Here is a 22,487-nt window from a genome sequence, read left to right on the forward strand (position 1 = left end):
GAACAGATGGCGGCCCTCATTGTCGGCGTCGGTCAGCGTCTGGCGGTTGTTGCCGCCCGCAATGCCGGGACCAACCTTCGCCATCTCCATCAGCGAATCCCACAAACGGTCCGGATCAATGCGAAGGTTCTCGCCGGAGGTGGACATGACATGTTCCTTTCGATGCATTTCGGAGTGCTGGTCGGTTTTTTCGGCATGATGCAGGCGGCCGGTTTCGGTCGCCTGCACCAGATCATGGCTTGTTTCCGGCCAGATCAGTTGTTCGCAAAGGCGGGAATGACCTCGCGGCCGTAGCGCGCGATGATTTCCTCTTCCTCGCCGCTGTCGAGATAGATGTTGAACTGCGTGACGCCTGCCGCCTCCAGTTCCCGGATCTTGGCGATGTGGTCCTCCGGCTCGCCGAGCACGCAGAAGCTCTCGACAATGTCGGGCGTGATGAAGTCGAGATAGGGATTGTCGCTCTGGCCGTGCTTGGAATAGTCGTAGCCGCGGCGCTTTTCGATGTAGCTGGTGAGGCTCTTCGGCACGAGGTCGGAATCGGCGCCGTATTTCTCGACGATGTCGGCGACGTGGTTGCCGACCATGGCCGGGAACCATTTGGTCGCCTCGATGGCTTTTTCTTTGGTGCCGAAATAGGCAGGAGCAGCGGCCATGGAGCGGAATTTGGACATGTCGCGCCCGGCTGCCTTGCCGGCCTCGATGCACTGGTCGGTGAACCATTTGCACAGGCTCGGATCGCCGATCTGGAGCACCACGCCATCGGCGGCTTCACCGGCGGCCTTCAGCGCCAGCGGGCCATAGGCGCCGATCCAGGCTGCCATGTCGTGGCCGACGGCCCAGGGGAATTTCACCGGCTCCGGGCACTCCGGATAGGTGACTTCCTCACCGCGCACCATGGCCTTCATCTTCTGCACGAATTCGGTGACGCGCGACAGCGGAGCAGGCTTCTTGCCCATCACACGGCGCGAGGAATCGCCGCGGCCGACCGCGATCTCGAAGCGGCCGTTGCTCTGCTTGTTCAGCGAGGCGAACAGCGAGCCGGCGACCGACCAGTCGCGCACGTCCGGATTGGTGACGAGCGGGCCGAAATGCATCTTCGTCGTGTGCTCCATGCACATGGCGATGGCGGGATAGCATTCACGCCACAGAATATGCGAGTCATAGAACCAGCAATGGCTGAAGCCCGCATATTCGGCCGCGCGCACCAGATAGCGGGCGCGGTCGGGCTCGACGAAGCCTTTGAATGTAATTCCGAATTCCATTGTTTTCCTCCATTTTATAACGACGCGGACTTGATCGGGTGCCGCGCTTCAGACCCCTTGGTGTTGGGTGGCGCGCCCGTCAGTGTCCGGGCGCCCAGATGCGGACACCCGCATGGGAGAAGGGAACCTTCTTCGAGATGTTGAGGCGGATCAGCAAAGGCGTGATGGCCTCGACGCAGCGCGCGCTTTTGGCGGGGCCGGCATCGTAAGTCTGAACGCCAATGCCCTCGATCAGCGCCTGCACTTCTTCCTTTGCAGCGAGATCGTCGCCGCAGACGAAGACGTCGCAATTGATCGGCGTCGGCAGGTCGTTCAGCGAGTGCGCGGAGACGTTGTGCAGAGCGCCCACGACCTTGACCCCCTCGCCCAGCAGCTTCTGGGCTGCCTCGGTGGCCGAGCCTTCGGGGGGCGGGCCGTAGCCGCGCGGATTGCCCTGCTCCAGCGGCACCACGACATCGACGAGGATCTTGCCGTCGAGTGCTGCGCACACTTCCTCCAGCGTGGCCTCGTGCGCGGCGAAGGGCACGGCCAGCATTACCATGCGCTCGGCAGACTGCGCGGCGTTCACATTGTCCGCGCCGGTAATGGCCGTGAAAGATCCGCCTGCTTCGGTCAGCTTCGCGTTGAGGTCTTCGGCGATGGCGCGCGCCCGTTCAGCATCGCGCGAACCCAGCGCCACGGCCACGCCGCTGCGCGCGAACCTGAGTGCCAGCCCCTGCCCTTGCGGGCCGGTTCCTCCGAGAATTGCAATGGTCATAGAAAAAGCTCCTGTGAAAGCGGTCGAAGAAAGTCGCCGGCGCTGGCCGAAGGCGTGTCGCTCCATGGCAGGCCGCGTATGATCACGACGGGAAGGCCGGCATCCTTCTGCATGAGCAGGCCGGATGCGGCGGCCAGTTCATCGGCAAAGGCCGGCAGTGTCGCCTTGAGGCCACGCCCATAGGCGTCGGCGCGCACCGTCCAGTCGACGACTGCGGGCACGCCGGCCACGCCGATGGCGACATTGACCAGACCGTGACGCCATGGCCTGCCGAAGGTGTCGGTGATGACGACGCCGATCTGCACGCCATAGCGCTCTTCAAGCCCGGCCCGGAGGCGGGCGGCGCTCGCATCGGGATCCTCGGGGAGAAGCAGCAGCATGTCGTCCCTGCCCGCGCCCAGATTCGACTGGTCGATGCCGGCATTGGCGCAGATCCAGCCCTGACGGTGGCGGGTGATCAGAAGGCCATCCGGCTCCTGCCGCCGGGCGCGGATGATGTCGGAAGATTCCGACAGGATCGCCTCGACCTTGCGTGCGTCCTTGCCGATCTCAGCCGCGATTTCGAGGGCGCGCGGCGACGGCACGAAGGCGTCGAGCGCAAACATCCGCGCCTCGCTCTTGGAGACGATCTTCTGCGCAACGATGACGATGTCGCGCGGCATCAGCTCGCTGCCCATGTCCGAGAGGGCCTGCCCGATGGCCGCCGACAGATCGTCACCCGCCCCGATCTCCGGGATTCCTGCCACGGCGAACAGGCTGACGCCCTGCCTGCGGATGCTGCCCGAGGTGGACGCCGAGAAGAGATCGTGTGGCGTGTCGATGTCGCGGCAGAGATTTGGAAGCGTGAGCCGCGTGCAGCCCCTGCCCTCCCCCTTTGCCGCCGTTTCATGCGCATCCGCCGAGCGTGGGCCGAAGCTGAACGGGATTGCGTCGGGCGGCGAAAGCAGGATCGCATTGGTGCCGCCGTCGTGGGATTCGGCGATGACCACAGAAGCTTCGTCCGAAGCCCCGATCAGGATGGCGATCTCGGCCGCCTCAAGTGTCGGGATGTCGGCATGGATGACGAGAAGCTTTTCGGCGTTGATGGAGCGGGCCCATTCGGCGGCGCGGGCCGCCGCCCCGTTGATGCCAGCCTTTCCGTTCTGGCCGAGCGCGGTCGCATCATGAGCGCGCGCGATCTCGGCCACGCGCTCTGATGGCGTAACCACCGCCAGAGGATTGTCGCCATAGAAGCGGCGAAAGAAGCCCAGCGTATTTTCGAACAGGAGCAGCGCCAGCGTTTCGCGCGCGTCGTTGCCAAGTGCGGGTTTGAGACGTGTCTTGGCCTGACAGGGGTCCTTCATCAATATGGCGATGGCGACCGTCATGCCCGAACTCCGGGTGCCGGGGCTCCGACCCCTTGCGCAAAGCCGATAAGCTCGCGGGCAAGGCGTTCCGCGCCGGCGGGATCACGCATCAATATGTCGGTGGCATGAACCCTTATGCCGTCGGCCTCGATCACTGCGATGTCGTTGACGTCGCCGCTGTCGACCAGAAAACCGTCGATCAGGCCCTTGTAGCGGGCGGCAACGCCGGCAGCACCGCCGGCTTGGCGGAGATCGGCAAGCAGCTTGTCGAGCGGGCCTTTAACTGCCTTGCCGCCGATCAGAGGCGATACGCCGATGCGGGGCGCATGGCTTGCGGCAACCGCCTCGAACAGGGCCTGCACCGAAAGGAGCGGCTCAAGCGACAGAAGCGGATTGGACGGGGCGAAGACGATCAGGTCGGCTTCCCTGATGGCGGCAAGTGCCTGAGGGCTGGCGGCAGCCTCTTCCGCACCTGCATAGCTGATTTCGCGCACGGTCGGCTGGCAACGTTCGCCGACGAACCAGTTCTGGAAGTCGAGCGCGCCCTTCTCCGTCATCAGCCTGGTTCGCAAGGGATCGTCCGTTGCGGGCAGGATCCGGGCCCTGACCCCGAAGCGGGCGGCGCATTCTTCCGTCACCTCGCTCAGCGAGGCGCCCTGCGACATGCGCCAGTTGCGCCAGATATGCAGGCCGAAATCGGCGTCTCCGAGCTTCATCCACACCGGCGCGCCAAGATCGCGCAGGACATTGAGGCCGTTCACCGTATCGTTGGCGACGCCCCACCCCTGCCCCCGGTCGATCCGGTCGGAGAGCGTATAGAGTATGGTGTCGATGTCGGGACAGACGAGCAGGCCATAGAAGGTGTCGTCGTCGCCGACATTGACGACGACGGTGAGCGCCCCTTCCGGCAAGGCGCGCATCAGGCCTTCGGCCATGCGCGCGCCACCGACGCCACCGGCAAGCAGCACCACTTTTCGAACGTCAGCTTCCATCCGTCAGCCCCTCGCCGCTTGCTGCATTTCTGCCTGCGTGAGGAAAGCGACCGGGCTTGCGCCACAGGCCCGCTCGACCAGAGGTTCGATCTCGGGAGGGTCGTGATCGGTGAAGTCTTCCAGTGTCTGGTAGAGCGTGTTGCGTTGCACCGGGATGCGGCCGGCGGCGCGGATGATGCGCACCATCTCCAGCGGCGTGATCTCCTGCCCGTGCTTTGCGCCGGCTGCCCGCGAGATGCTCTCGTTCATGAGCGTCCCGCCGAGATCGTTGACGCCGCAGGCCAGCATGGTCTGTGCCATTTCCGGACCGAGCTTCACCCACGATGCCTGGATGTTATCGATGTAACCCTGAAGCATGATGCGCGCCACGGCGTGCATCTTCACGTTCTCGGTCATGGAAGGTCCCGGCCGCACGCCCGGCACATTGCGGTAGAGGCGGGTGTTTTCGTGGATGAAGCCGAGCGGCACCAGTTCGGTGAAGCCGCCGGTGTCCTTCTGGATCGAGCGCAGCCGGTCGATATGGGCGGCCCAGTGCGACGGCCCGTCGATATGGCCGTACATGATGGTCGAGGTCGTCGGGATCTTCTGCCGGTGCGCGGCGCGGATGATCTTTTCCCACTCGTCGGCGGAAAGCTTGTTGCGGGTGAGCTGCAGGCGGATTTCGGTGTCGAGGATTTCCGCTGCCGTGCCCGGCATGGAGCCCAGCCCCTCGTCGCGCAGCATGGCGAGGAAATCGTCGAGCGACATGCGGCTCTTGCGCACGCCGTACCAGATCTCGAAGGGCGAGAAGGCGTGGACATGCATCTTCGGCACGCGCTTCTTCACCGCGCGCAGCAACTGCACATAATAGTCGCCCGGAATATCGGGATGCAGGCCGCCCTGAATGCAGACTTCGGTGCCGCCCCGGTTCCACGCTTCTTCGGCGCGTGCCGCCACCTGTTCGGGCGTCAGCAGTTCGGCGCCGCTGGCCTCCTTGCGCACGCCGAAATTGCAAAACTGGCATGCCATGTAGCAGACATTGGTGAAGTTGATGTTGCGCACGGTGACGAAGGTTGCCCGGTCTCCCACCCGCTCGCGCCGCACCGTATCGGCCACCTTGAGCACGGCGGAGAGGTCCGCACCCTCCGTGTTGAACAGCACTTCACCTGCCTCGCGCGAGATTTCCCCGCCTGCCAGCGCGCGCTCAAGAACGGCGCGCACCTGTGCGGAGGCCCGTGCCAGAACCTCATCCGGGCGGTTTTCCAACTGCTTCATGACTTCGAGATCGATGCTCATGGCTCAACTCGTGAATTGTTCGCGCGCCAGACCGTCGGCGCGGGCAAGACGGGACAGCGGGCCGGCCAGCGCTTGCCGGCACTCGGCCAGATAGCGGGGGTAGACGGTCAGCCGTTCGGCGAGGCGATACCCCTTGGCGGAGGTGCGGCGCGAAAGCTCGCCCAGCGCCGGCCATGCCCGCTCGGGGTTGATGTGGTCCCTGGTGAGCGGCGAGATGCCGCCCCAGTCATTGATGCCGGAGTCGATGTAGTCCTCGAACTCCTCATCGAGATTGGGCGGGGCCTGCAGGCTGATCGTGGGGTCAAGCACGATACGGGCCGCAGCCAGCGTCTTCAGCATTTCGTGGCGGGAGGGCTCGATCCATTCGGCCATGGCCGTGCCCGCCTTGGCGCGGAAATTCTGGACGATCACCTCCTGCACATTGCCATGGCGCAGATGGATTTCGTTGATGGCAATCAGGCTGTCGATGCGCTCGGACCATGTCTCGCCGATGCCGATCAGAATGCCGGTGGTGAAGGGAACGCCGAGACGCCCTGCCGCCTCGATGGTGCGCAGGCGCAATACCGGCGCCTTGTCGGGGCAGGCATGATGCGGCAGGCCGGGCTTCGACAGGCGCTTGCTGACATTTTCCAGCATCATGCCCATCGAAGCAGAGACCTCGCCAAGCCGCTCCACCTCCTCTTCGGTCAGCGTGCCCGCATTGACATGCGGGATCAGCGAGGTGTGCTCGAGAACCAGACGGCAGGCATCGACCAGATAGTCGACGGTGGTGGCGTAGCCGAGGTCCTTCAGAATGGCGGCTGCTTCCGGGTAGCGCCGCTCCGGGCGCTCGCCCAGCGAGAACAGGGCTTCCTTGCAGCCGAGGCGCTCACCCCGGCGGGCGATGTCGAGCACATCGTCGGGCGTCAGGTAGTTGGCCGCCGGATCGCCCGGATGCTTGACGAAGACACAGTAGCCGCAGGTGTTGCGACACATATTGGTGAGGGGGATGAAAACCTTGCGGGAGTAAGTGATCTCCCGTCCCCAGTGCTGGTCGCGGATTTCACAGGCCCGCTGACGCAGGCGCGCAAGTCCGGCTTCGCTGACGCGGTCTGCCGCGTAGACGTCTTCGATCGTGATCATGGTGCTGGCCGTCAGACGGTCGCAGGAGAATGATCGTGCAGAAAAATGCCTTGTCCGGAACTGACGCGGATACGGATTCCGCCCCTCCTCCGTGGCAAGCCTGCACCTGTGGCGAGTGCCTGCTTCATGGGTTCCTCCTCCCATTTTTTATCATCTGATCAAAATTTGACTGCATGATAAAAAAATGTCAAGTGGGTGTTTACGAAACGTCAGCCGGAATGTTTCCGACTAAGGTAACCCACTGAACTTTCGTTATTTTTGGCTCCGGTATCCTGAGTCCATCTGAAGATGGGTGCCGGCGCCAGGCTTGGGGATCCGCTCAACCGGACATCAGAATCCGGGCAGGAAATCTCCGATGCCATGCATATGGGAGAGAATTCGACATGATGTGTCGGCGTGAAGTTCCCGATGTGACCGGCAAGGCGCGATCCGCGCAGCCAATACCATTTTCCATCGGCTGCGCCGTACCGTCCGCAAGATGCCCGCAAGTGCCTTTCAAGGCATTTCAGGACATGCAGAGCCCGCCCCTCCTGCACCATGCCGGTGCCTGTGGTGAGGTTCTGCCCCCAGCCCTCATGACAAACGGATCATTCCACAACCGCCTCCCCCCGATGGGGCGAAGACGGGTGGCGTGTATCGCAAGGGGGCCGATCATCATCGACAGCTGAACAACGGCGTGTCCCGCAGCGGCCTAGGAGGTGCCGGGCAGGATACGACATCAACGCAACCATTCTGGGAGGAGCTTAATGCATAAGCATGCAAATGAATCGTCTCGACTTTTCAACGTCGAGCTATCGCCGGAGACGGCGACGGGTACATGGAAGACATGGAACCTGTTTGCCTGGTGGATGTCGGGCTGGCACAGCCTTGGCGGATACACCATGGCGGTCGGCCTGTTCGCACTGGGCCTGAGCGGATACCAGATGATCGCCGCATTCACGGCGGGCATCATTATTCTCTATTTCACCAACAATATGAGCGGCGTGGCCGGTCAGCGCGTCAAGGTGCCGTTCCCGGTCTTTGCGCGCGCCAGCTTCGGCGTCTACGGCGCCAACATCCCCGCCATTCTGCGCGCCATCGTTGCCGTGGCGTGGTACGGCATCCAGACTTATCTGGCCTCCGCGGCGATGATGCTTCTGGTCATCAAGGTGTTTCCATCCTCGGCAACCCTGACGGAAAGCTCGTTCGCGGGGCTGTCGACGCTCGGCTGGATCTGTTTCCTCGTGCTGTCCTTTGCGCAGCTCATCGTCCTGTCGCGCGGCATGGAGGCGGTGCGCCGCCTCTCCGACTTCGCTGGTCCCGCCATCTGGATCGCCATGATCGCGCTTGCCGTATGGGTCCTGGCACGTGCCGGCTGGTCGGTCGATTTCAGCTACCGCACCGTGGAGCATAACAGCGGCCTGTTCGGCATGGCATCCGCCATGTTCATCGTTGTCGCCTATCTTGCCGGCCCGACGCTGAACTTTGCCGACTTTACCCGCAACGCGCCTGACGAGGCCTCGGTGCGCCGTGGCAACGCATGGGGCCTGCTGCTGAACGCGACGGCTTTCGGCGCCATCTCCATCGTCATCGCGCTGGCCTCGGTGAAGGTCTATGGCGAGGCGATCCACGATCCGATCGCGCTGATGAAGGACATCGACAGCATCGCCATCCTGCTGGTGGCCATCATCGCCATCGGAACGGCCACGGCCGGCATCAACATCATCATGAACTTCGTCGCGCCGGTCTATGACATCATCAATGTGTGGCCGCGTCACTTCACCTTCCGCAAGGCAGGTGTGGTCGTGGCCATTCTTTCGGTGATCGTGACGCCGTGGAACCTGTTCTCCAGCCCGGTGATCGTCAATCACTTCATCGGCAGCGTCGGCGCCCTGATGGGACCGCTCTACGGCATCGTGATGGCGGACTACTACATCATCAGGCGTCAGAAGATCGATTCGGATGCTCTGTTCGACGATACGCCCGGCGGCAAATACTATTACAATGGCGGCTACAACACCAACGCCATCATTGCCCTTGTCGTCTCGGGCGTCATTGCCATCGGCATGTCGGTCATCCCTGCGATCAGCGCCTGGACGCCGTTCTCCTGGCCTGTCGGCGTCGTGCTGTCGGCGGTCATCTACTGCCAGCTCAGCACAGCCAAGCGCCGTGCGCTTGGTACCGTCGCCACCGACTAGGAAGAAAATCATGGGAGGGGGACAGATCTCCTGCTCCCATGGCCAGCCCCAGCAAGACAACCGCCGGCCGTCTGCCGGCGGTTCCTGCCACCGCCCCGGCGCTGCGGTGGTGCGCAGAGCGGCTCCCCCAACCCGGCCGCCAGCGCGAAAGATGAGATGAGCGCCCGCATAGCCCCGTTCGACCCGGCCGCATCGCGCGCCCGGTCACTCGCATGAAAATGAAAGGCTTCAGCAATGTCGAAAGTAATCAAGGGAGGCACGATCGTCGCCGCCGACCGCAGCTATGAGGCGGATGTGCTGATCGAAGGCGAGACCATCGCCGCCATCGGACCTGATCTCAAGGGTGATGAGGTCATCGATGCCGAAGGCGCATTAATCATTCCCGGTGGCATCGACCCGCACACCCATTTTGAGATGCCCTTCATGGGCACCACTACGGCCGAGACATGGGAAAGCGGCACTTATGCCGCCGTTTCCGGCGGAACGACGATGGTGGTGGACTTCGTCATCCCCGGTGAGGACGGACTGATAGCAGCCCTCGATGAGTGGGAGGAGCGCGCGGCGCGTCAGGCGTGCAGCGACTATTCCTTCCATGTCTCGATCACCGGCTGGTCGAAAAAGATCTTCGAGGAGATGGAAACCGTCGTTGGGCGCGGCGTGAACACGTTCAAGCACTTCATGGCCTACAAGGGCGCGCTGATGGTCAACGACGACGAGATGTTCGCCTCTTTCCAGCGCTGCGCCGCGCTTGGCGCCATCCCCTTCGTCCATGCCGAAAACGGCGACCTTGTCGCAGCCATGCAGCAGAAGCTGATGAGTTCCGGCCTGAGCGGCCCCGAGGCGCATGCCTATTCGCGGCCTCCGGATGTCGAGGGCGAGGCCGTCAACCGCGCCATCACCATTGCCGATGCCGCCGGCGTTCCGGTCTATATCGTGCACGTCTCCTGCGAACAGGCGCATGAAGCCATCCGCCGCGCTCAGCACAAGGGCATCCGCGTCTATGGCGAGCCGCTGATCCAGCACCTGACGCTGGATGAGAGCGAATATGCCAATCCCGACTGGGCCCATGCGGCGCAGCGCGTCATGTCCCCGCCCTTCCGCGACGCCCGCCATCAGGCTTCGCTGTGGGCGGGTCTGCAATCGGGCTCGCTGCATACGGTGGCCACTGATCACGCCGCCTTCACCATGAAGCAGAAACTGCTTGGGCTCAACGATTTCACGAAGATCCCCAATGGCACCGGCGGCGTCGAAGACCGCTTGTCGGTGCTGTGGACCACTGGCGTCGAAACCGGCAGGCTGACGCCGAACGAGTTCGTCGCCGTGACCTCCACCAACATCGCGAAGATCCTCAACATCTATCCACGCAAGGGCGCGATCGTGCCGGGTGCCGATGCCGATCTCGTTGTGTGGGACCCGAAGGTGGGCAAGACCATCTCGGCCGCGACCCAGAAGTCGATCATCGACTACAATGTCTTCGAGGGCATGAAGGTGTCCGGTCTGCCGCGCTACACGCTTTCGCGCGGGGACCTGGTGTGGGGCGAAGGCGTTGCCAGAGCAAAGCCCGGACGCGGCAAGTTCGTTGCCCGCCAGCCTTTCCAGGCCGTCAACCAGGCGCTTTCGACATGGAAGGAACTGACGGCGCCGCGCGCCGTCACCCGTTCCCCGGAGCATATGCCCATCGGCGTGTGATCCTGCCGAAACACATGCAGGACCACACCGGCCGCGCAGAGCAATCTGCGCGGCCGGTCAGTTTCTGCTGACCTCCGGAGAAAGGCCGTTGAGGTAAAGCTGTTCGAGGAACTGTGCTCCGTCTTCGAACAGCCGTTCTCCGCTGCGATCAGGTCCAAGAACCGCCCTCACCTGCACGTCGAAATCGGCGTAATGCTGTGTCGTCGCCCAGAGCGAGAAGATCAGGTGATATGGATCGGTCCGGGCGATGCGGCCATCTTTCATCCACTCTTCGATGACTTTCACCTTTTCGTCGACAAGCGGTTTCAGCACATCCTGAAGCATTTCCAGCGTGTGCGGTGCGCCCTGCAGAATCTCATTGGTGAACAGCCTTCCCTCTCTCGGGAAATCCCGGGACATCTCCATCTTGCGCCGGATATATGACTGCAACTCGGCCATCGGATCGCCATCGGCATCGAGATCGCGGAGAGGCTGTAGCCAGTCGTCCAGCAGACGCTTGATCAGCGTGCTGTGGATTTCCTCCTTACTGCGGAAATAGTACAGCAGGTTGGGCTTGGACATTCCGGCAGCTTCGGCGATCTGGTCGATGGTTGCGCCGCGAAAGCCATGCGTGGAAAATATCTCCAGTGCTGCTTCCAGAATTTTTCGGCGCCGCTTGGTCTGAATGCGGGTAAGCGGACGAGATGTCTCCACTGCGGTCAGGCCATAGCTTTGATGAAACCGCGCCCGGCTGACCCCGCACCAGACTTTTGTGATGCCATCAGCCATGTAAAAACCGTGCCGGACGGACGGTTCATTGAAGTCGTGATCGTCATAAGCAACTGTTTCCCCTCTTCCCATTCGACAGAAGTTCCCGATTCCGGCGAATGACATGCCGAGCATAACATCATCCGCCCGGCAGAGCACAACTTCCGTTATACGGGGTCAGTTTGCTGGAATGCGTCCGGTGTGCCGAAGCGTCTTCCACAGGCCTCCAGATTACACGCAGGAGCGCAACGCCAAAATCGATTCGCTGGCTGTTCCACCGTCAGCGGCCAGAATATATAAGCCTGAACAATGGCTGTCGGCGAATTCTTGTGCCTGAAAAGGTGGGATGCAAGCTTGTCAGCGGACAAAATCCCAACAAAGGGCTTTTATTTCAAAGGCATATAAATTTCTATGGAAGGTGAGGGCTGTTATTTAGCTGGGGGAGGGGATCGATTCAGCAGGGGGCACTATTGCCGGCAAACCCGAATCGGGCATAATCACGGTTGTTTGGAGAAACTTCTCTAAAAATCGTTATTAGGAAATGCAGCCCGAATGAACGTGAGTTCACCGAGACCAGCAAGAGAGCCGTTGCATTTCGAGAAACACATTCTCGAGCAGGGCGATCAGATTTCGCAGAAGCTGCACCTTCTGAGCCTGCAGCGATTCCCACCGCTTGCTAAGAAGGATCTGCGTTCGTTCACGCTGGCGGAAGTCGCGAATTACCTGAGTGTTTCCCAGAGCCATCTGAAAAAGCTGCATCTCGAAGGCAAGGGTCCCGTTCCTGAAACGTCATCGACGGGCCGGCGCTCTTATACTGCCCAGCAGATGCTGGAGCTCAGACAGTATCTCGACCAGTACGGACGCTCGGAAGCGCGCAGATATGTTCCGCATCGCCGTCCGGGTGAGAAGCTGCAGGTTCTGGCCGTCGTCAATTTCAAGGGCGGCTCCGGCAAGACGACGACTGCCGCGCATCTGGCGCAGTATCTGGTGCTGACCGGTCACCGTGTGTTGGCAGTCGACCTCGATCCGCAGGCATCGATGTCTTCGCTGCATGGCTTCCAGCCCGAACTCGACAGGATCAAGTCGCTCTACGACGCCATCCGTTATGATGACGAGCGGGTCTCTCTTTCCGACATCATTCACACCACCAATTTCCCGGGGCTCGACATCGTGCCTGCAAATCTCGAATTGCAGGAATTCGAGTACGATACGCCGCTGGCGATGGCCGACCGCAGCTCTAATGCAGGCAAGGCCTTTTTCACGCGCATCGCGCGATCTCTGGAAGAGGTGGAGAGCCGCTATGATGTTGTGGTCGTCGACTGCCCGCCGCATCTCGGCTATCTGACGATTGCTGCTTTGACAGCCGCCACGTCGGTGCTGATTACCATTCATCCGCAGATGCTGGATGTGATGTCGATGGGCCAGTTCCTGCTGATGCTGGGCAACATTCTGGAGCCTATCCGCAGTGCCGGCGCAGAGGTAAATCTGGAATGGTATCGCTATCTGATCACGCGCTACGAACCGATGGATCAGCCGCAGGCGCAGATGGTGGCTTTCCTGCAAACGCTGTTTGGCGAATTCATCCTCAAAAACCAGATGCTCAAGTCCACGGCCATATCCGATGCCGGCATCACCAAGCAGACTTTGTACGAGGTGGAAAAGAACACCATGACCCGTTCGACCTATGAGCGGGCGATGGAATCTCTGGATGGCGTGAACTCGGAAATAGCCGGACTTATTCACGAAGCGTGGGGGAGGTGATCTTGTCAGCTGACAAAAACACGTCTTCGCCGTTGTGTTTCAACGAATTAGGCAACAACAGGAGAGGTTGAATGGCCCGTAAGAACCTGCTGTCAGGCCTCATGGAGACAAATGAGGAAGGGCAGGGCGCTTCGAATGCGCCAGCCTATCCCATGCGCGGCGCGTCCAAGTCGATGATCCGCTCGGTCAGCGAGCTGGCGCGGCAGGCCGATGCCTATCTTGAAGGCGAGCAGGTGGTGGATCTCGACCCGGAGATGATCGATGGCTCGTTTGTTGCCGACCGTCTCTCCGAAGACCAGGAACATCATCAGGAACTTCTCGAAGCCATAAGAGAGAATGGCCAGAATTCGCCGATACTGGTGCGACCTCATCCCGAGAGGGAGGGTCGTTACATGATCGTGTTCGGCCATCGTCGCGTCAGGGTGGCGAAAGAGCTCGGCCGCAAGGTCCGGGCCGTGGTGAAAGCGATCGATGACAAGGCGCATGTCATCGCTCAGGGGCAGGAGAATTCTGCCCGGGCGAATTTGAGCTTTATCGAGAAGGCCGCATTCGCAAAGCGCCTCGAGGATCTTGGTTACACCCGCGACATTATCTGTTCGGCTCTGGCTTCTAACGAAGCGACTGTGTCGAAGATGATCACGACAGTAACCCGTGTCCCAGAAGATATCATCAGGGCAATCGGCCCGGCGCCGGCTATCGGCCGGGAGAGGTGGATAGAGATCTCCCTTCTGGTGCCTCGCCGGCTGGAAATGGCAAGCTCCGTTGCCGCAACGCCCGAGTTCAGCCAGCTCGACAGCAACGCCCGCTTTGAGGCTTTGCACGCAGCTTTGTCTGCCAGGAGCAAGCCGGCTCGCAAGACTGTCACGAAGTCTGCGGACACAGCCTGGTTACCGCAGGACAAGAAGGTCAGCGTACGACTGAAAAAGGCAGGTAAGACGGCAACTCTTGCAATTGGAGCAGCCGACGGACCCAGATTTGCCGAGTGGATTTCGAGTAATCTGAGCAGCCTTTATGAGGCATTCAGAAAATCGGAGAAAACCGAACAGGAGCATTGAAGCCGCAAAAGAAAAAGGCCCCCGAACGACTGTCGTCGCGGAAGCCCTTCTCGTATCTGGACAATCCGAGAATCGCATTTCCGTGAATCTGTGTCAAGCGTTGAAACTGTCGTTTTAACGGGCGGGTTTCTTTTGCCTGATTGAAGGTGGAAGGACATGGATACGCATATTGCAGCGACGCCTTTTGGGCGGCGGCCGATGTCGCTTGCCATGCTGGCAGTGCAGCAGGAAGCGGCTGCTATCCCGGAAGGGGCGACAGCGGGCAAGTGGCAGGTCTACAGAGATCTGTGTGAGGGAAAGACGATCATAGGCGTCGGTGACCGGGCGCTGGCCATCCTCGCGGCATTGCTGTCGTTTTATCCGCAGGAGGAGCTATCCGAGGAGCATGGCCTTGTTGTGTTTCCGTCGAACCGCCAGCTCGCCCTGCGGGCGCATGGCATGTCAGAAGTGACCTTGCGGCGCCATCTGGCGGCCCTGGTGGATGGCGGATTGATTGTTCGCCGCGACAGTCCCAATGGCAAGCGCTATGCGCGCAGAAGCAGGGAAGGGGAGCCTGGCGAGGCATTCGGCTTCTCGCTTGCGCCATTGCTGGTGCGGGCGGGAGAGTTTGCAGCGGCGGCCGAGCAGATACGGGCCGAGGCTCAGGCGCTGAAATTGATGCGTGAGCGCATTACGCTGCACCGCCGCGATATCAGCAAGCTGATCGAGGCCGCTCTGGAGGAGCAGGCTGTGGGCGACTGGACGAGCCTTTGGCAGCGTTTCCGCGCCGTTGTTGAGACCATTCCCCGACGCGCTTCGCTTGCGGATCTGGAACCTGTCGTCAGCGACCTCGAACAGGTTCGCGAGGATGTCGATAAGTTGCTGGAAATGCATATGAATAATGAATTTATGAACGGCAATGGCCAACAAAATGAACGGCAGCAATCTGATTCAAACACAAACGCCTATTCTGAATTTGAACCTGCTTCAGAAAAAAACAGGGTCGAGACTGAGCCAGCTTCCCAACCGTTTGATCTACCAAAAGCCTATCCGCTTGGTTTGGTTTTGCGTGCCTGCCCGGATATCCGCGACTATGCTGTTGATGGCATCGATAGCTGGCGTGATTTCATGGCAACCGCAGCACAGGTACGCGGCTACCTGGGCATATCGCCATCCGCCTATGCCGATGCCCTGGAGGTGATGGGGCAGGAAAGCACTGCCATCGTCATAGCCTGCATTCTCCAGCGATCGCAGCATATCCATTCAGCCGGAGGTTATCTGCGGGCCCTCACCGAAAAGGCAGGCAGCGGCAACTTCTCCGTCGGCCCGATGCTGATGGCAGCGCTGAAAACTGGTGGGGCTGAGGTGGCGATGACAGCATGACGAAAGCTGTTCTGGCATAGCGGGAAACCGGCGCAAGCTGCTGAAGAGCTACTTCACACAAGAGAAGAGGCTGTGGTGCGACTGAACGTTCTTTATGCGGTTCAGAAAAGAGGGGAGGGGTTTCGTGGTCTGTTTCGATGGGATTGTAAACAGAAGCTTGTTTCGCACGAAAACCATTCATACGGCTGAGGATTGTTCATGGTGGAGGATGTTGTCGGTACGGTCTGATATCGGAAGGGGATTTAGGCCGAAGTGGATAGGCACAACTACCCGGCCTCGGACAAGCGTTTCGCGAAATGCTGGCTCAGGCTTGCCCTGTCATTCGTGACAGCTGCATCATCTCCGTCGACCGCAAGCGGCTTGGGTGGCACGATGTGCCGAAGGAATATGCTCCATCCAAGCCGCTTTTAAACAGTTGTAAGCGCTGAGGCGAGAAGGACATCTTCCTGCAAGTTGATAGATGGTCTGGTCATGCCTCAGATTCCAGGATGCAAGACGATTATGACTGATACGACCTATCTCAAGGCAGCACCGCATGGCTTCTGGCTTACAAGTAAAAAATGGGGGGTCTGATCGGCTGCACGAAAGATGCTACGGACATCAAGCTTTATGCCGTAATGGATGCGAGCGATCGCCCGATCATCTTGGTCATAGGCGAGCACGTTTCTTCGGCGGTGTCCATGAGTTGGGTGAGCTTGACGCCGCGCAGGCTGTGCCGCGTCAGCTTGCGCAGGAACTCCCTCCAGATCGGCTCTGGCCTCGGAGATGCCGATCTCCATGCCCAGCACCTCGCGGCGGCCATCCGTGTTGACGCCGACGGCGATGATGACGGCGACCGAGACGAACCTTCAGATAGGTGGCGTCGATCCAAAGATACGGCCAGTCGTCCTCGATGGGTCGGGCGAGGAAGGCCTTCACCTGTCGTCGATCTCCTCGCACAGGCGGCTGACCTGTGCTCTTGGAGATGCTGCTCATGCCCATCGCCTTGACCAGATCGTCGACCGAGCGGGTCGAGACACCCTGGATGTAGGCTTCTTGGATGACGGGCGGTCAGGGCCTTTTCCGCCATGCGGCGCGGTTCGAGAAAGTTCGGGAAGTAGCTGCCGGTGCGCAGCTTCGGGATACGCAGTTCCACCGTGCCGGCCCGCGTCTCCCAGTCTCACTCACGGTAGCCATTGCGCTGGGCAAGCCGAAGGGTGTCCTTCGCGCCATAGGCCGCGCCCGCCTTCGCCCCGAACTCCAACTCCATCAGCTTCTCGGCGGCAAAGCCGATCATGTCGCGCAGCAAATCCGTGTCCGCCCTTTTCTCAACAAGCGAGCGCAGGTTCATCATCTCGTCGGTCATCGGTGGTCTTCCCCTCAGGTTGGTCTTGAACAACCCGACCCTATCGGAAGAACACCGATGGCCACCCCGCCAGCTACACCACCTCCTGGGACGTCATCATGTCCGCTTTGGTGCTCACAAAATCTGTATAACGCCGATAGCACTGGCTGTGATGTCGCGCTGAGGCTGGCAAGCCCGCATTGTCGCGCTTCTGCCAGCCGGGAACGCCGATTTTGCACTGTGCGGCATAAGGAGCGATAAGGCAACATTATCGGACATTATAAGGAAAATACGAGCGGTGCGTTTATGTTGATATAAACTCATGAAACCGCTTGCGCGACGGGCGGTGTCTTGCCTGAAACCGTCGCTGATGAAGAAAGGCCGGCCTGCCGGGTTCATGCCCGCCATCAGAATTTTGCCGTCGTGAGGTGGGTGGCCGTTCGCGCCTTTCGCTTCGAAATTCGGTGCGGGAATGAAGGCGAGCATTTCCAGCTGACGGGGGGTCTTCATGCCGGAAAGGCACGATGGGAGCCGGTTCCGGCAGATTGTTCCCGACACTTTCAACATGTCGCCGGGCAACATGTCTCCGGGGCCTGAACGGCCAAGGTGCCGCGCCGGGCGTTTCGGATCGGCAGCCCGGCGCGGCAAGTGAGCTGACGGTTCTTGCCAAACCAGAAGGCTTGGAAATGGATTGGTCAAACTACCTTCCGGCCGGTCTTCGGGATGCTTGTCGCGCTTGCGGGCGTGGAGATTAGGGCTGGCGCTATGTGAGGTGCCTTACGCCGGCCGCCGGGCGGCGCAGCCATCATGGTGGCCTTCGTGGATCCCCGACGGGCCGGTCATGCCCTCTGGGAGGCAGCAAGCCGCTGGTACAAGGCGAAACCGCCGCCATTGGCGGTTCGCGGCGTATGGGTTCGGCGCATCTATCCGGCTCGGGGGTTGCCGATCGCGTCGCGGGGCCTATCCTTGAAGCCATGCATGATGAGACCTTATCGTTGCGCGGGCATGGCCGGTTGTCCTGCTCCCTTCCGGAAGATGCCTCTGGCCTCGCGCTCTTTCTGGACATAGACGGCACGCTTCTCGACATCGCGCAGACGCCCGAAGCGGTCGTGGTGCCTCCCGGTCTGCACGACAGCCTGAAGCGGCTGGCGGAGCGTCTGGAGGGTGCGCTGGCGCTGATCACCGGCAGGTCGATCGGCACCGTCGACGCGCTTTTCAGGCTTCCCGCCACGGCGGTCAGCGGGCTTCATGGCGCCGAATGGCGAGGCGCGGACGGGCGCACCGCGACCATCGCGACAACCGAAGCTTTCGAGCTTGCGCGCCAGCATCTGCGTCGGCAGACGGCCGATATGCCTGGCGTCATCTTCGAGGACAAGGGCGCTGCAATCGCCGCCCATTATCGCCTTGCCCCGGAGCGGGAAGCGCAGGTGCGCGAGATGATGGAAGCCATTGCCGGTCCCATCTCCGATGGATGGGAGCTTCAGGAGGGAAAGCAGGTCGTCGAGCTCCGCCCCCGCGGACGCGACAAGGGCGATGCGCTGGTTTCCTTCATGCGCGAAACTCCCTTTCGCGGCCGCCGGCCCGTGGCCATCGGTGACGACGTGACCGACGAGGCGATGTTCGCCGCCGCCAACCGGCTGGACGGCCTGTCCGTGCGGGTGGGCCTCGACGGCAGGCCAAGCCTCGCGCGGGGTCGCGTGGGCGCACCCTCAGATGTCCGCGACTGGCTTGCGAGGATATCGGCATGAACCAGCCCCTGTTTGCGCCCTCCCTCGATCTCGGCGTGATCGGCAATTCGAGCAGCGCCGCGCTCATCGACCGCAATGGTTCCATCGTGTGGATGTGCGTGCCGCGCATGGATGGCGATCCCGTCTTCTGCAGCCTGCTGGGGGAGGGGCCGGACAAGACCCCCGGCGATGGCGGGCGCTGGTCGATAAGGCTGAGGAACGTGGCCACCAGCGAGCAGCGCTATCTGCGCAACACGGCCATTCTGGAAACGGTGCTGACCGACCATGACGGCAACCGGCTGCGCATCACCGATTTCGCGCCGCGCTTCAAGGCGAACGGGCGTATCTTCCGCCCGCAGACGATCGTGCGGCTGGTCGAGCCGGTGGAGGGCGCGCCGCGCATTCAGGTGGATCTGCGCCCGCGCCACGGTTACGGCGCGCAGGAGCCGGAAACGACGCGCGGCACCAATCATATCCGCTACCTGCTCGGCGGGCAGGTGCTGCGGATGACCACGGACGCGCCGGTGGAATTCGTCGAGCGCCGAACGCCCTTTCTCCTCGACCGGCCCTGCGCCTTCATCCTCGGCCCGGACGAGCGGCTGACGCAGGCGCCCCTGGATACCGCCCGCGCTTTCCTTGAAGAGACGGAAAATTACTGGTGCGAATGGGTGCGCTATCTCTCGCTGCCGATCGACTTTCAGGACGTGGTGATCCGCTCGGCCATCACCCTCAAGCTGTGCTCGCATGAGGAGACCGGCGGCATCGTCGCCGCGCTGACCACCTCCATTCCCGAATACGGCCAGAGCGGGCGCACATGGGACTACCGCTTCTGCTGGCTGCGCGACTCCTACTTCACCGTCAAGGCGCTCAACCTTCTGGGGGCAACGAAGACGATGGAGGACTATCTCGGCTATGTGTCGAACATCGCCGCCGACTCGCCCGACGGCTATCTGCAGCCGCTTTTCGGCCTCGGTCTGGAGCGTCTTCTCGACGAGAGGATCGTGGGCGACCTGCCCGGCTATCGCGGCTACGGCCCGGTGCGCAGCGGCAATGCAGCCTACACGCAGGTGCAGAACGACGGCTACGGCTCGGTGATCCTGTCGATCATGCAGTGCTTCTTCGACGAGCGCCTGCCGGTGATGGGCGGCGAAGCGCTGTTCGGCCGGCTGGAGCCGCTCGGCGATCAGGCCTTCGCCCGCTGGGACCAGTCGGACGCCGGCATCTGGGAGTTCCGCACCCGCAACGGCGTTCATACCCATTCGGCCATGATGTGCTGGGCGGCCTGCGACCGGCTGGCGCGCATCGCCGTGAAGCTTGGCCTCGACAGCCGCGCCGCGCACTGGCGCCAGCGCGCCGACATCATCCGCGCCGGCATACTGGAGCGCGCCTGGAACGAGGGCATGAAGAGCTTTGTCTCCTCCTTCGGCGGCGCCGACCTCGACGCCAGCCTGCTGCTGATGCCGGAGATCGGTTTCATGCCGGCGCAGGATCCGCGCTTTCTTTCCACGCTCGCCGCCTGCGAGGCGCATCTGCGCTTCGGCAACCATCTCTACCGCTATCGCGCGCCGGACGATTTCGGCGAGCCGGAAACGGCCTTCACCGCCTGCACCTTCTGGCTGATCGATGCGCTGACGCGCGTCGGGCGCAAGGAGGACGCGCGCGCCATCTTCGCCGACGTGCTGAAGCACAGGAACCATCTCGGCCTTCTCTCGGAAGGGCTGCATGTCGAGAGCGGGGAACTGTGGGGCAACTTCCCGCAGACCTATTCCATGGTGGGCCTGATCAATGCGGCGATGCATCTGTCGCGCCGCTGGGAGGATGTATTGTGAGCCGGCTTATCGTTGTATCTAACCGCGTGCCCGACATCGGCAAGGGCCCGCCTCCGGGCGGCCTGGCCGTCGCGCTCAAGGCCGCGCTCGAAAAGCGCGGCGGCATCTGGATGGGGTGGTCGGGCAAGTCGAGCGGATCGAAGGAGCCCGGCCCGCTGCATGTGGAGGATCGGGGCGGCATCACCTTCGCGCTTTCGGACCTGTCGCGGCGCGACCTGTCCGAATATTATGCGGGCTTCGCCAACAGCGTGCTGTGGCCGCTGTGCCATTACAGGCTCGACCTCACCGACTATGCCCGCAAGGACATGGCCGGCTATTTCCGCGTCAACCGCTTCTTCGCGGAACGGCTGCGGCCGCTGATCCGGCCGGACGACATCATCTGGGTGCATGACTACCACCTGATCCCGCTGGCCTCGGAGCTGCGCCGGCTCGGCGTGGAAAACCGCATGGGCTTCTTCATGCACATTCCATGGCCGTCGCCCGACGTGTTCCTCACGCTGCCCGTTCACGAGGCGATCATCGGAGGGCTGACCGCCTATGACGTGGTGGGCTTCCAGACGAAGCACGATGCGACAAATTTCGCGTCCGGGCTGGAGCGCGAGGGCATCGGCGGCGATGCCGGCGATGGCTGGATGGAAGCCTATGGCCGCCGCTTCCGCGCCGGCACCTTTCCGATCAGCATCGCCACGCGCGACTTCGCCGAACTGGCGCGTCAGGCCGTGCGCACGGCCGCCGTGCGCCGCTTCGCCGACAGCCTCGAAGGGCGCGACCTGATCATCGGCGTCGACCGCCTCGACTATTCGAAGGGCCTGACCCACCGCATCGACGGCTACGAAAAATTCCTCGCCGCCAATCCGGCCTGGCACGGCCGCACGACCATGCTGCAGGTGACGCCGAAATCGCGCACTGAGGTGCCGGGCTATGCCGCCATGCAGCGCGAGGTCGCCGAAAGCGCGGGGCGAGTGAACGGGGCGATCGGGCGGCTCGACTGGGTGCCAATCCGCTACGTCAACCGCGCCATCGACCAGAAGGTGCTGGCCGGGCTCTACCGCGTGGCGCGGGTGGGCATGGTAACGCCGCTCAGGGACGGCATGAACCTCGTGGCGAAGGAGTTCGTCGCCGCACAGGACCCGGAAGATCCCGGCGTGCTGGTGCTGTCGCGCTTCGCCGGCGCCGCGCAGGAACTTGATGGCGCCATCCTCGTCAATCCCTACGACATCGAGGCGGTCGGCAATGCCGTGGCGAAGGCGCTGTCGATGCCGCTGGAGGAACGGCGCGCGCGCTTCGCGCCGATGATGCAGCAGTTGAGCGAACACGACATTTCCCGCTGGTGCTCGGACTTTCTCGACGTATTGCGCGGCTGAGCCGGCTGATGTTTGCGCAATTGCGGATGCTGAACCGACCTCAAGCGAGGCGGCGTGGTCTTGTGGCGCGACCCGTGCCGTTGGCCGCTCGCCTTAAAGACGTTTTGGGCGACTTCAAAAGCGCCCAACCGGGAGGAGAACCGCAATGATGAAGCTGACGCGACAAGCTGAGGCAAGGGTTACGGTCGATCGAATCGCTGCATTATCTCGTCCCGATCTTCTCAGTTGTTCGAAACCACTTCGTTCCCGCAGATCAAACCGCTCCGCAACTCAAATCCGATCCTTCCGTTAGGGCGCCATGGCCGAATGGACAACCGCCGCGCTACAGATCGCCTGAATTCAGTTCACAGCATCGGCGCGACTGTACGTCAAACAACCGACAGCACCATGCTGTCAGCTTAGCCGCACTCGGAGGACAGCATGGGCTCAGCGCAACTGATACCAATCCGTGGCTTACTCCAGCGATACGCCCCAGAAACGCGGCTGTTCCCCGGCCTAGAGCATTTTGCAGCCGAATGGAAACATTCGGCGTCGCATAAATGCGGCAAAAATAAACAACTAGGGTCGAAACCCAATTGATGTTTCGTGGTCAGCGGGGGTCTGATTCCTTGTTTTCCGGAGGTATTCGGATGGCAAGGAAGCGGGACGTTTATTGGCTGTCGGATGCGGAGTGGGAAGCGATCCAGCCTCACCTTCCC

The 22,487-nt window shown here is 61.9% G+C and carries 17 protein-coding genes and 3 pseudogenes; 8 read left to right on the top strand and 12 right to left on the bottom strand.

Annotation, left to right across the window (positions count from 1 at the left end; genetic code table 11):
- From AC5XE7_RS19670 to cofG, 7 genes and pseudogenes are all read right to left on the bottom strand, one after another.
- Positions 1 to 147 (bottom strand): annotated as a pseudogene (locus AC5XE7_RS19670) (Zn-dependent hydrolase); the annotation flags it as partial.
- A gap of 107 nt (positions 148 to 254) precedes the next feature.
- On the bottom strand, positions 255 to 1,262 hold the full coding sequence (locus AC5XE7_RS19675) for a TIGR03842 family LLM class F420-dependent oxidoreductase (protein WP_183832975.1): 1,008 nt from the start codon (positions 1,260 to 1,262) through the stop codon (positions 255 to 257).
- A 79-nt stretch (positions 1,263 to 1,341) separates the two neighbouring features.
- On the bottom strand, positions 1,342 to 2,019 hold the full coding sequence (gene npdG / locus AC5XE7_RS19680) for an NADPH-dependent F420 reductase (protein ID WP_495367349.1): 678 nt from the start codon (positions 2,017 to 2,019) through the stop codon (positions 1,342 to 1,344).
- A complete protein-coding gene (gene cofE, locus AC5XE7_RS19685; RefSeq protein ID WP_495367348.1) occupies positions 2,016 to 3,386 on the bottom strand; it encodes a coenzyme F420-0:L-glutamate ligase in 1,371 nt (456 codons plus the stop codon). Before cofE ends, npdG begins: the two co-directional genes overlap by 4 nt.
- Positions 3,383 to 4,357 carry a 2-phospho-L-lactate transferase gene (cofD, locus tag AC5XE7_RS19690; RefSeq protein ID WP_495367347.1) on the bottom strand — a complete coding sequence of 325 codons (975 nt, stop codon included), beginning with the start codon at positions 4,355 to 4,357 and terminating at the stop codon, positions 3,383 to 3,385. The genes cofE and cofD overlap by 4 nt, the downstream gene beginning before the upstream one ends.
- A gap of 3 nt (positions 4,358 to 4,360) precedes the next feature.
- Positions 4,361 to 5,632: a 5-amino-6-(D-ribitylamino)uracil--L-tyrosine 4-hydroxyphenyl transferase CofH gene (gene cofH / locus AC5XE7_RS19695; protein WP_495367346.1), complete on the bottom strand. Its 1,272-nt coding sequence runs from the start codon at positions 5,630 to 5,632 to the stop codon at positions 4,361 to 4,363.
- Positions 5,633 to 5,635: 3 nt separating this feature from the next.
- Positions 5,636 to 6,754, bottom strand: coding sequence for a 7,8-didemethyl-8-hydroxy-5-deazariboflavin synthase CofG (gene cofG / locus AC5XE7_RS19700; RefSeq protein WP_495367345.1), 1,119 nt, complete (start codon positions 6,752 to 6,754; stop codon positions 5,636 to 5,638).
- 746 nt (positions 6,755 to 7,500) lie between these two features.
- Between cofG and AC5XE7_RS19705 the strand changes: the two genes are divergently transcribed.
- Complete coding sequence (locus AC5XE7_RS19705; RefSeq protein WP_495367344.1) at positions 7,501 to 8,931, top strand: NCS1 family nucleobase:cation symporter-1; 1,431 nt, start codon at positions 7,501 to 7,503, stop codon at positions 8,929 to 8,931.
- Positions 8,932 to 9,165: 234 nt separating this feature from the next.
- A complete protein-coding gene (gene hydA, locus AC5XE7_RS19710; RefSeq protein WP_495367343.1) occupies positions 9,166 to 10,620 on the top strand; it encodes a dihydropyrimidinase in 1,455 nt (484 codons plus the stop codon).
- 57 nt (positions 10,621 to 10,677) lie between these two features.
- On the opposite strand, the gene AC5XE7_RS19715 is transcribed toward hydA, so the two are convergent.
- The gene (locus AC5XE7_RS19715) at positions 10,678 to 11,313 is read right to left on the bottom strand and encodes a TetR family transcriptional regulator C-terminal domain-containing protein (RefSeq protein ID WP_495367350.1); all 636 of its coding nucleotides are present in this window, start codon (positions 11,311 to 11,313) and stop codon (positions 10,678 to 10,680) included.
- A gap of 606 nt (positions 11,314 to 11,919) precedes the next feature.
- Here AC5XE7_RS19715 and repA point away from each other — a divergent pair.
- From repA to repC, 3 genes are all read left to right on the top strand, one after another.
- Positions 11,920 to 13,128, top strand: coding sequence for a plasmid partitioning protein RepA (gene repA, locus AC5XE7_RS19720; RefSeq protein WP_495367342.1), 1,209 nt, complete (start codon positions 11,920 to 11,922; stop codon positions 13,126 to 13,128).
- 71 nt (positions 13,129 to 13,199) lie between these two features.
- Complete coding sequence (repB, locus tag AC5XE7_RS19725) at positions 13,200 to 14,183, top strand: plasmid partitioning protein RepB (protein WP_495367341.1); 984 nt, start codon at positions 13,200 to 13,202, stop codon at positions 14,181 to 14,183.
- Positions 14,184 to 14,339: 156 nt separating this feature from the next.
- A complete protein-coding gene (repC, locus tag AC5XE7_RS19730; RefSeq protein WP_495367340.1) occupies positions 14,340 to 15,545 on the top strand; it encodes a plasmid replication protein RepC in 1,206 nt (401 codons plus the stop codon).
- A gap of 515 nt (positions 15,546 to 16,060) precedes the next feature.
- On the opposite strand, the pseudogene AC5XE7_RS19735 reads toward repC, so the two are convergent.
- The 4 genes and pseudogenes from AC5XE7_RS19735 to AC5XE7_RS19750 form a co-directional block, all read right to left on the bottom strand.
- Positions 16,061 to 16,586, bottom strand: a pseudogene (locus AC5XE7_RS19735) (transposase).
- 16 nt (positions 16,587 to 16,602) lie between these two features.
- A pseudogene (locus AC5XE7_RS19740) lies at positions 16,603 to 16,686 on the bottom strand (transposase); the annotation flags it as partial.
- Between the two features lie 18 nt (positions 16,687 to 16,704).
- Entirely contained in the window at positions 16,705 to 16,890 is a 186-nt protein-coding gene (locus AC5XE7_RS19745) for a hypothetical protein (protein ID WP_495367339.1), read from the bottom strand.
- Between the two features lie 114 nt (positions 16,891 to 17,004).
- The gene (locus AC5XE7_RS19750) at positions 17,005 to 17,568 is read right to left on the bottom strand and encodes a hypothetical protein (RefSeq protein ID WP_495367338.1); all 564 of its coding nucleotides are present in this window, start codon (positions 17,566 to 17,568) and stop codon (positions 17,005 to 17,007) included.
- A gap of 314 nt (positions 17,569 to 17,882) precedes the next feature.
- Between AC5XE7_RS19750 and otsB the strand changes: the two genes are divergently transcribed.
- The 3 genes from otsB to otsA are packed head-to-tail and all read left to right on the top strand — an operon-like array spanning position 17,883 to position 21,789.
- Positions 17,883 to 18,617 carry a trehalose-phosphatase gene (gene otsB, locus AC5XE7_RS19755; protein ID WP_495367337.1) on the top strand — a complete coding sequence of 245 codons (735 nt, stop codon included), beginning with the start codon at positions 17,883 to 17,885 and terminating at the stop codon, positions 18,615 to 18,617.
- A complete protein-coding gene (locus tag AC5XE7_RS19760; protein WP_495367336.1) occupies positions 18,614 to 20,425 on the top strand; it encodes a glycoside hydrolase family 15 protein in 1,812 nt (603 codons plus the stop codon). The genes otsB and AC5XE7_RS19760 overlap by 4 nt, the downstream gene beginning before the upstream one ends.
- A complete protein-coding gene (otsA, locus tag AC5XE7_RS19765; protein WP_495367335.1) occupies positions 20,422 to 21,789 on the top strand; it encodes an alpha,alpha-trehalose-phosphate synthase (UDP-forming) in 1,368 nt (455 codons plus the stop codon). The genes AC5XE7_RS19760 and otsA overlap by 4 nt, the downstream gene beginning before the upstream one ends.
- The last annotated feature ends 698 nt before the right edge of the window (positions 21,790 to 22,487 follow it).

It is taken from the genome of Aquamicrobium sp. YD-1-mutant5, assembly GCF_059509755.1.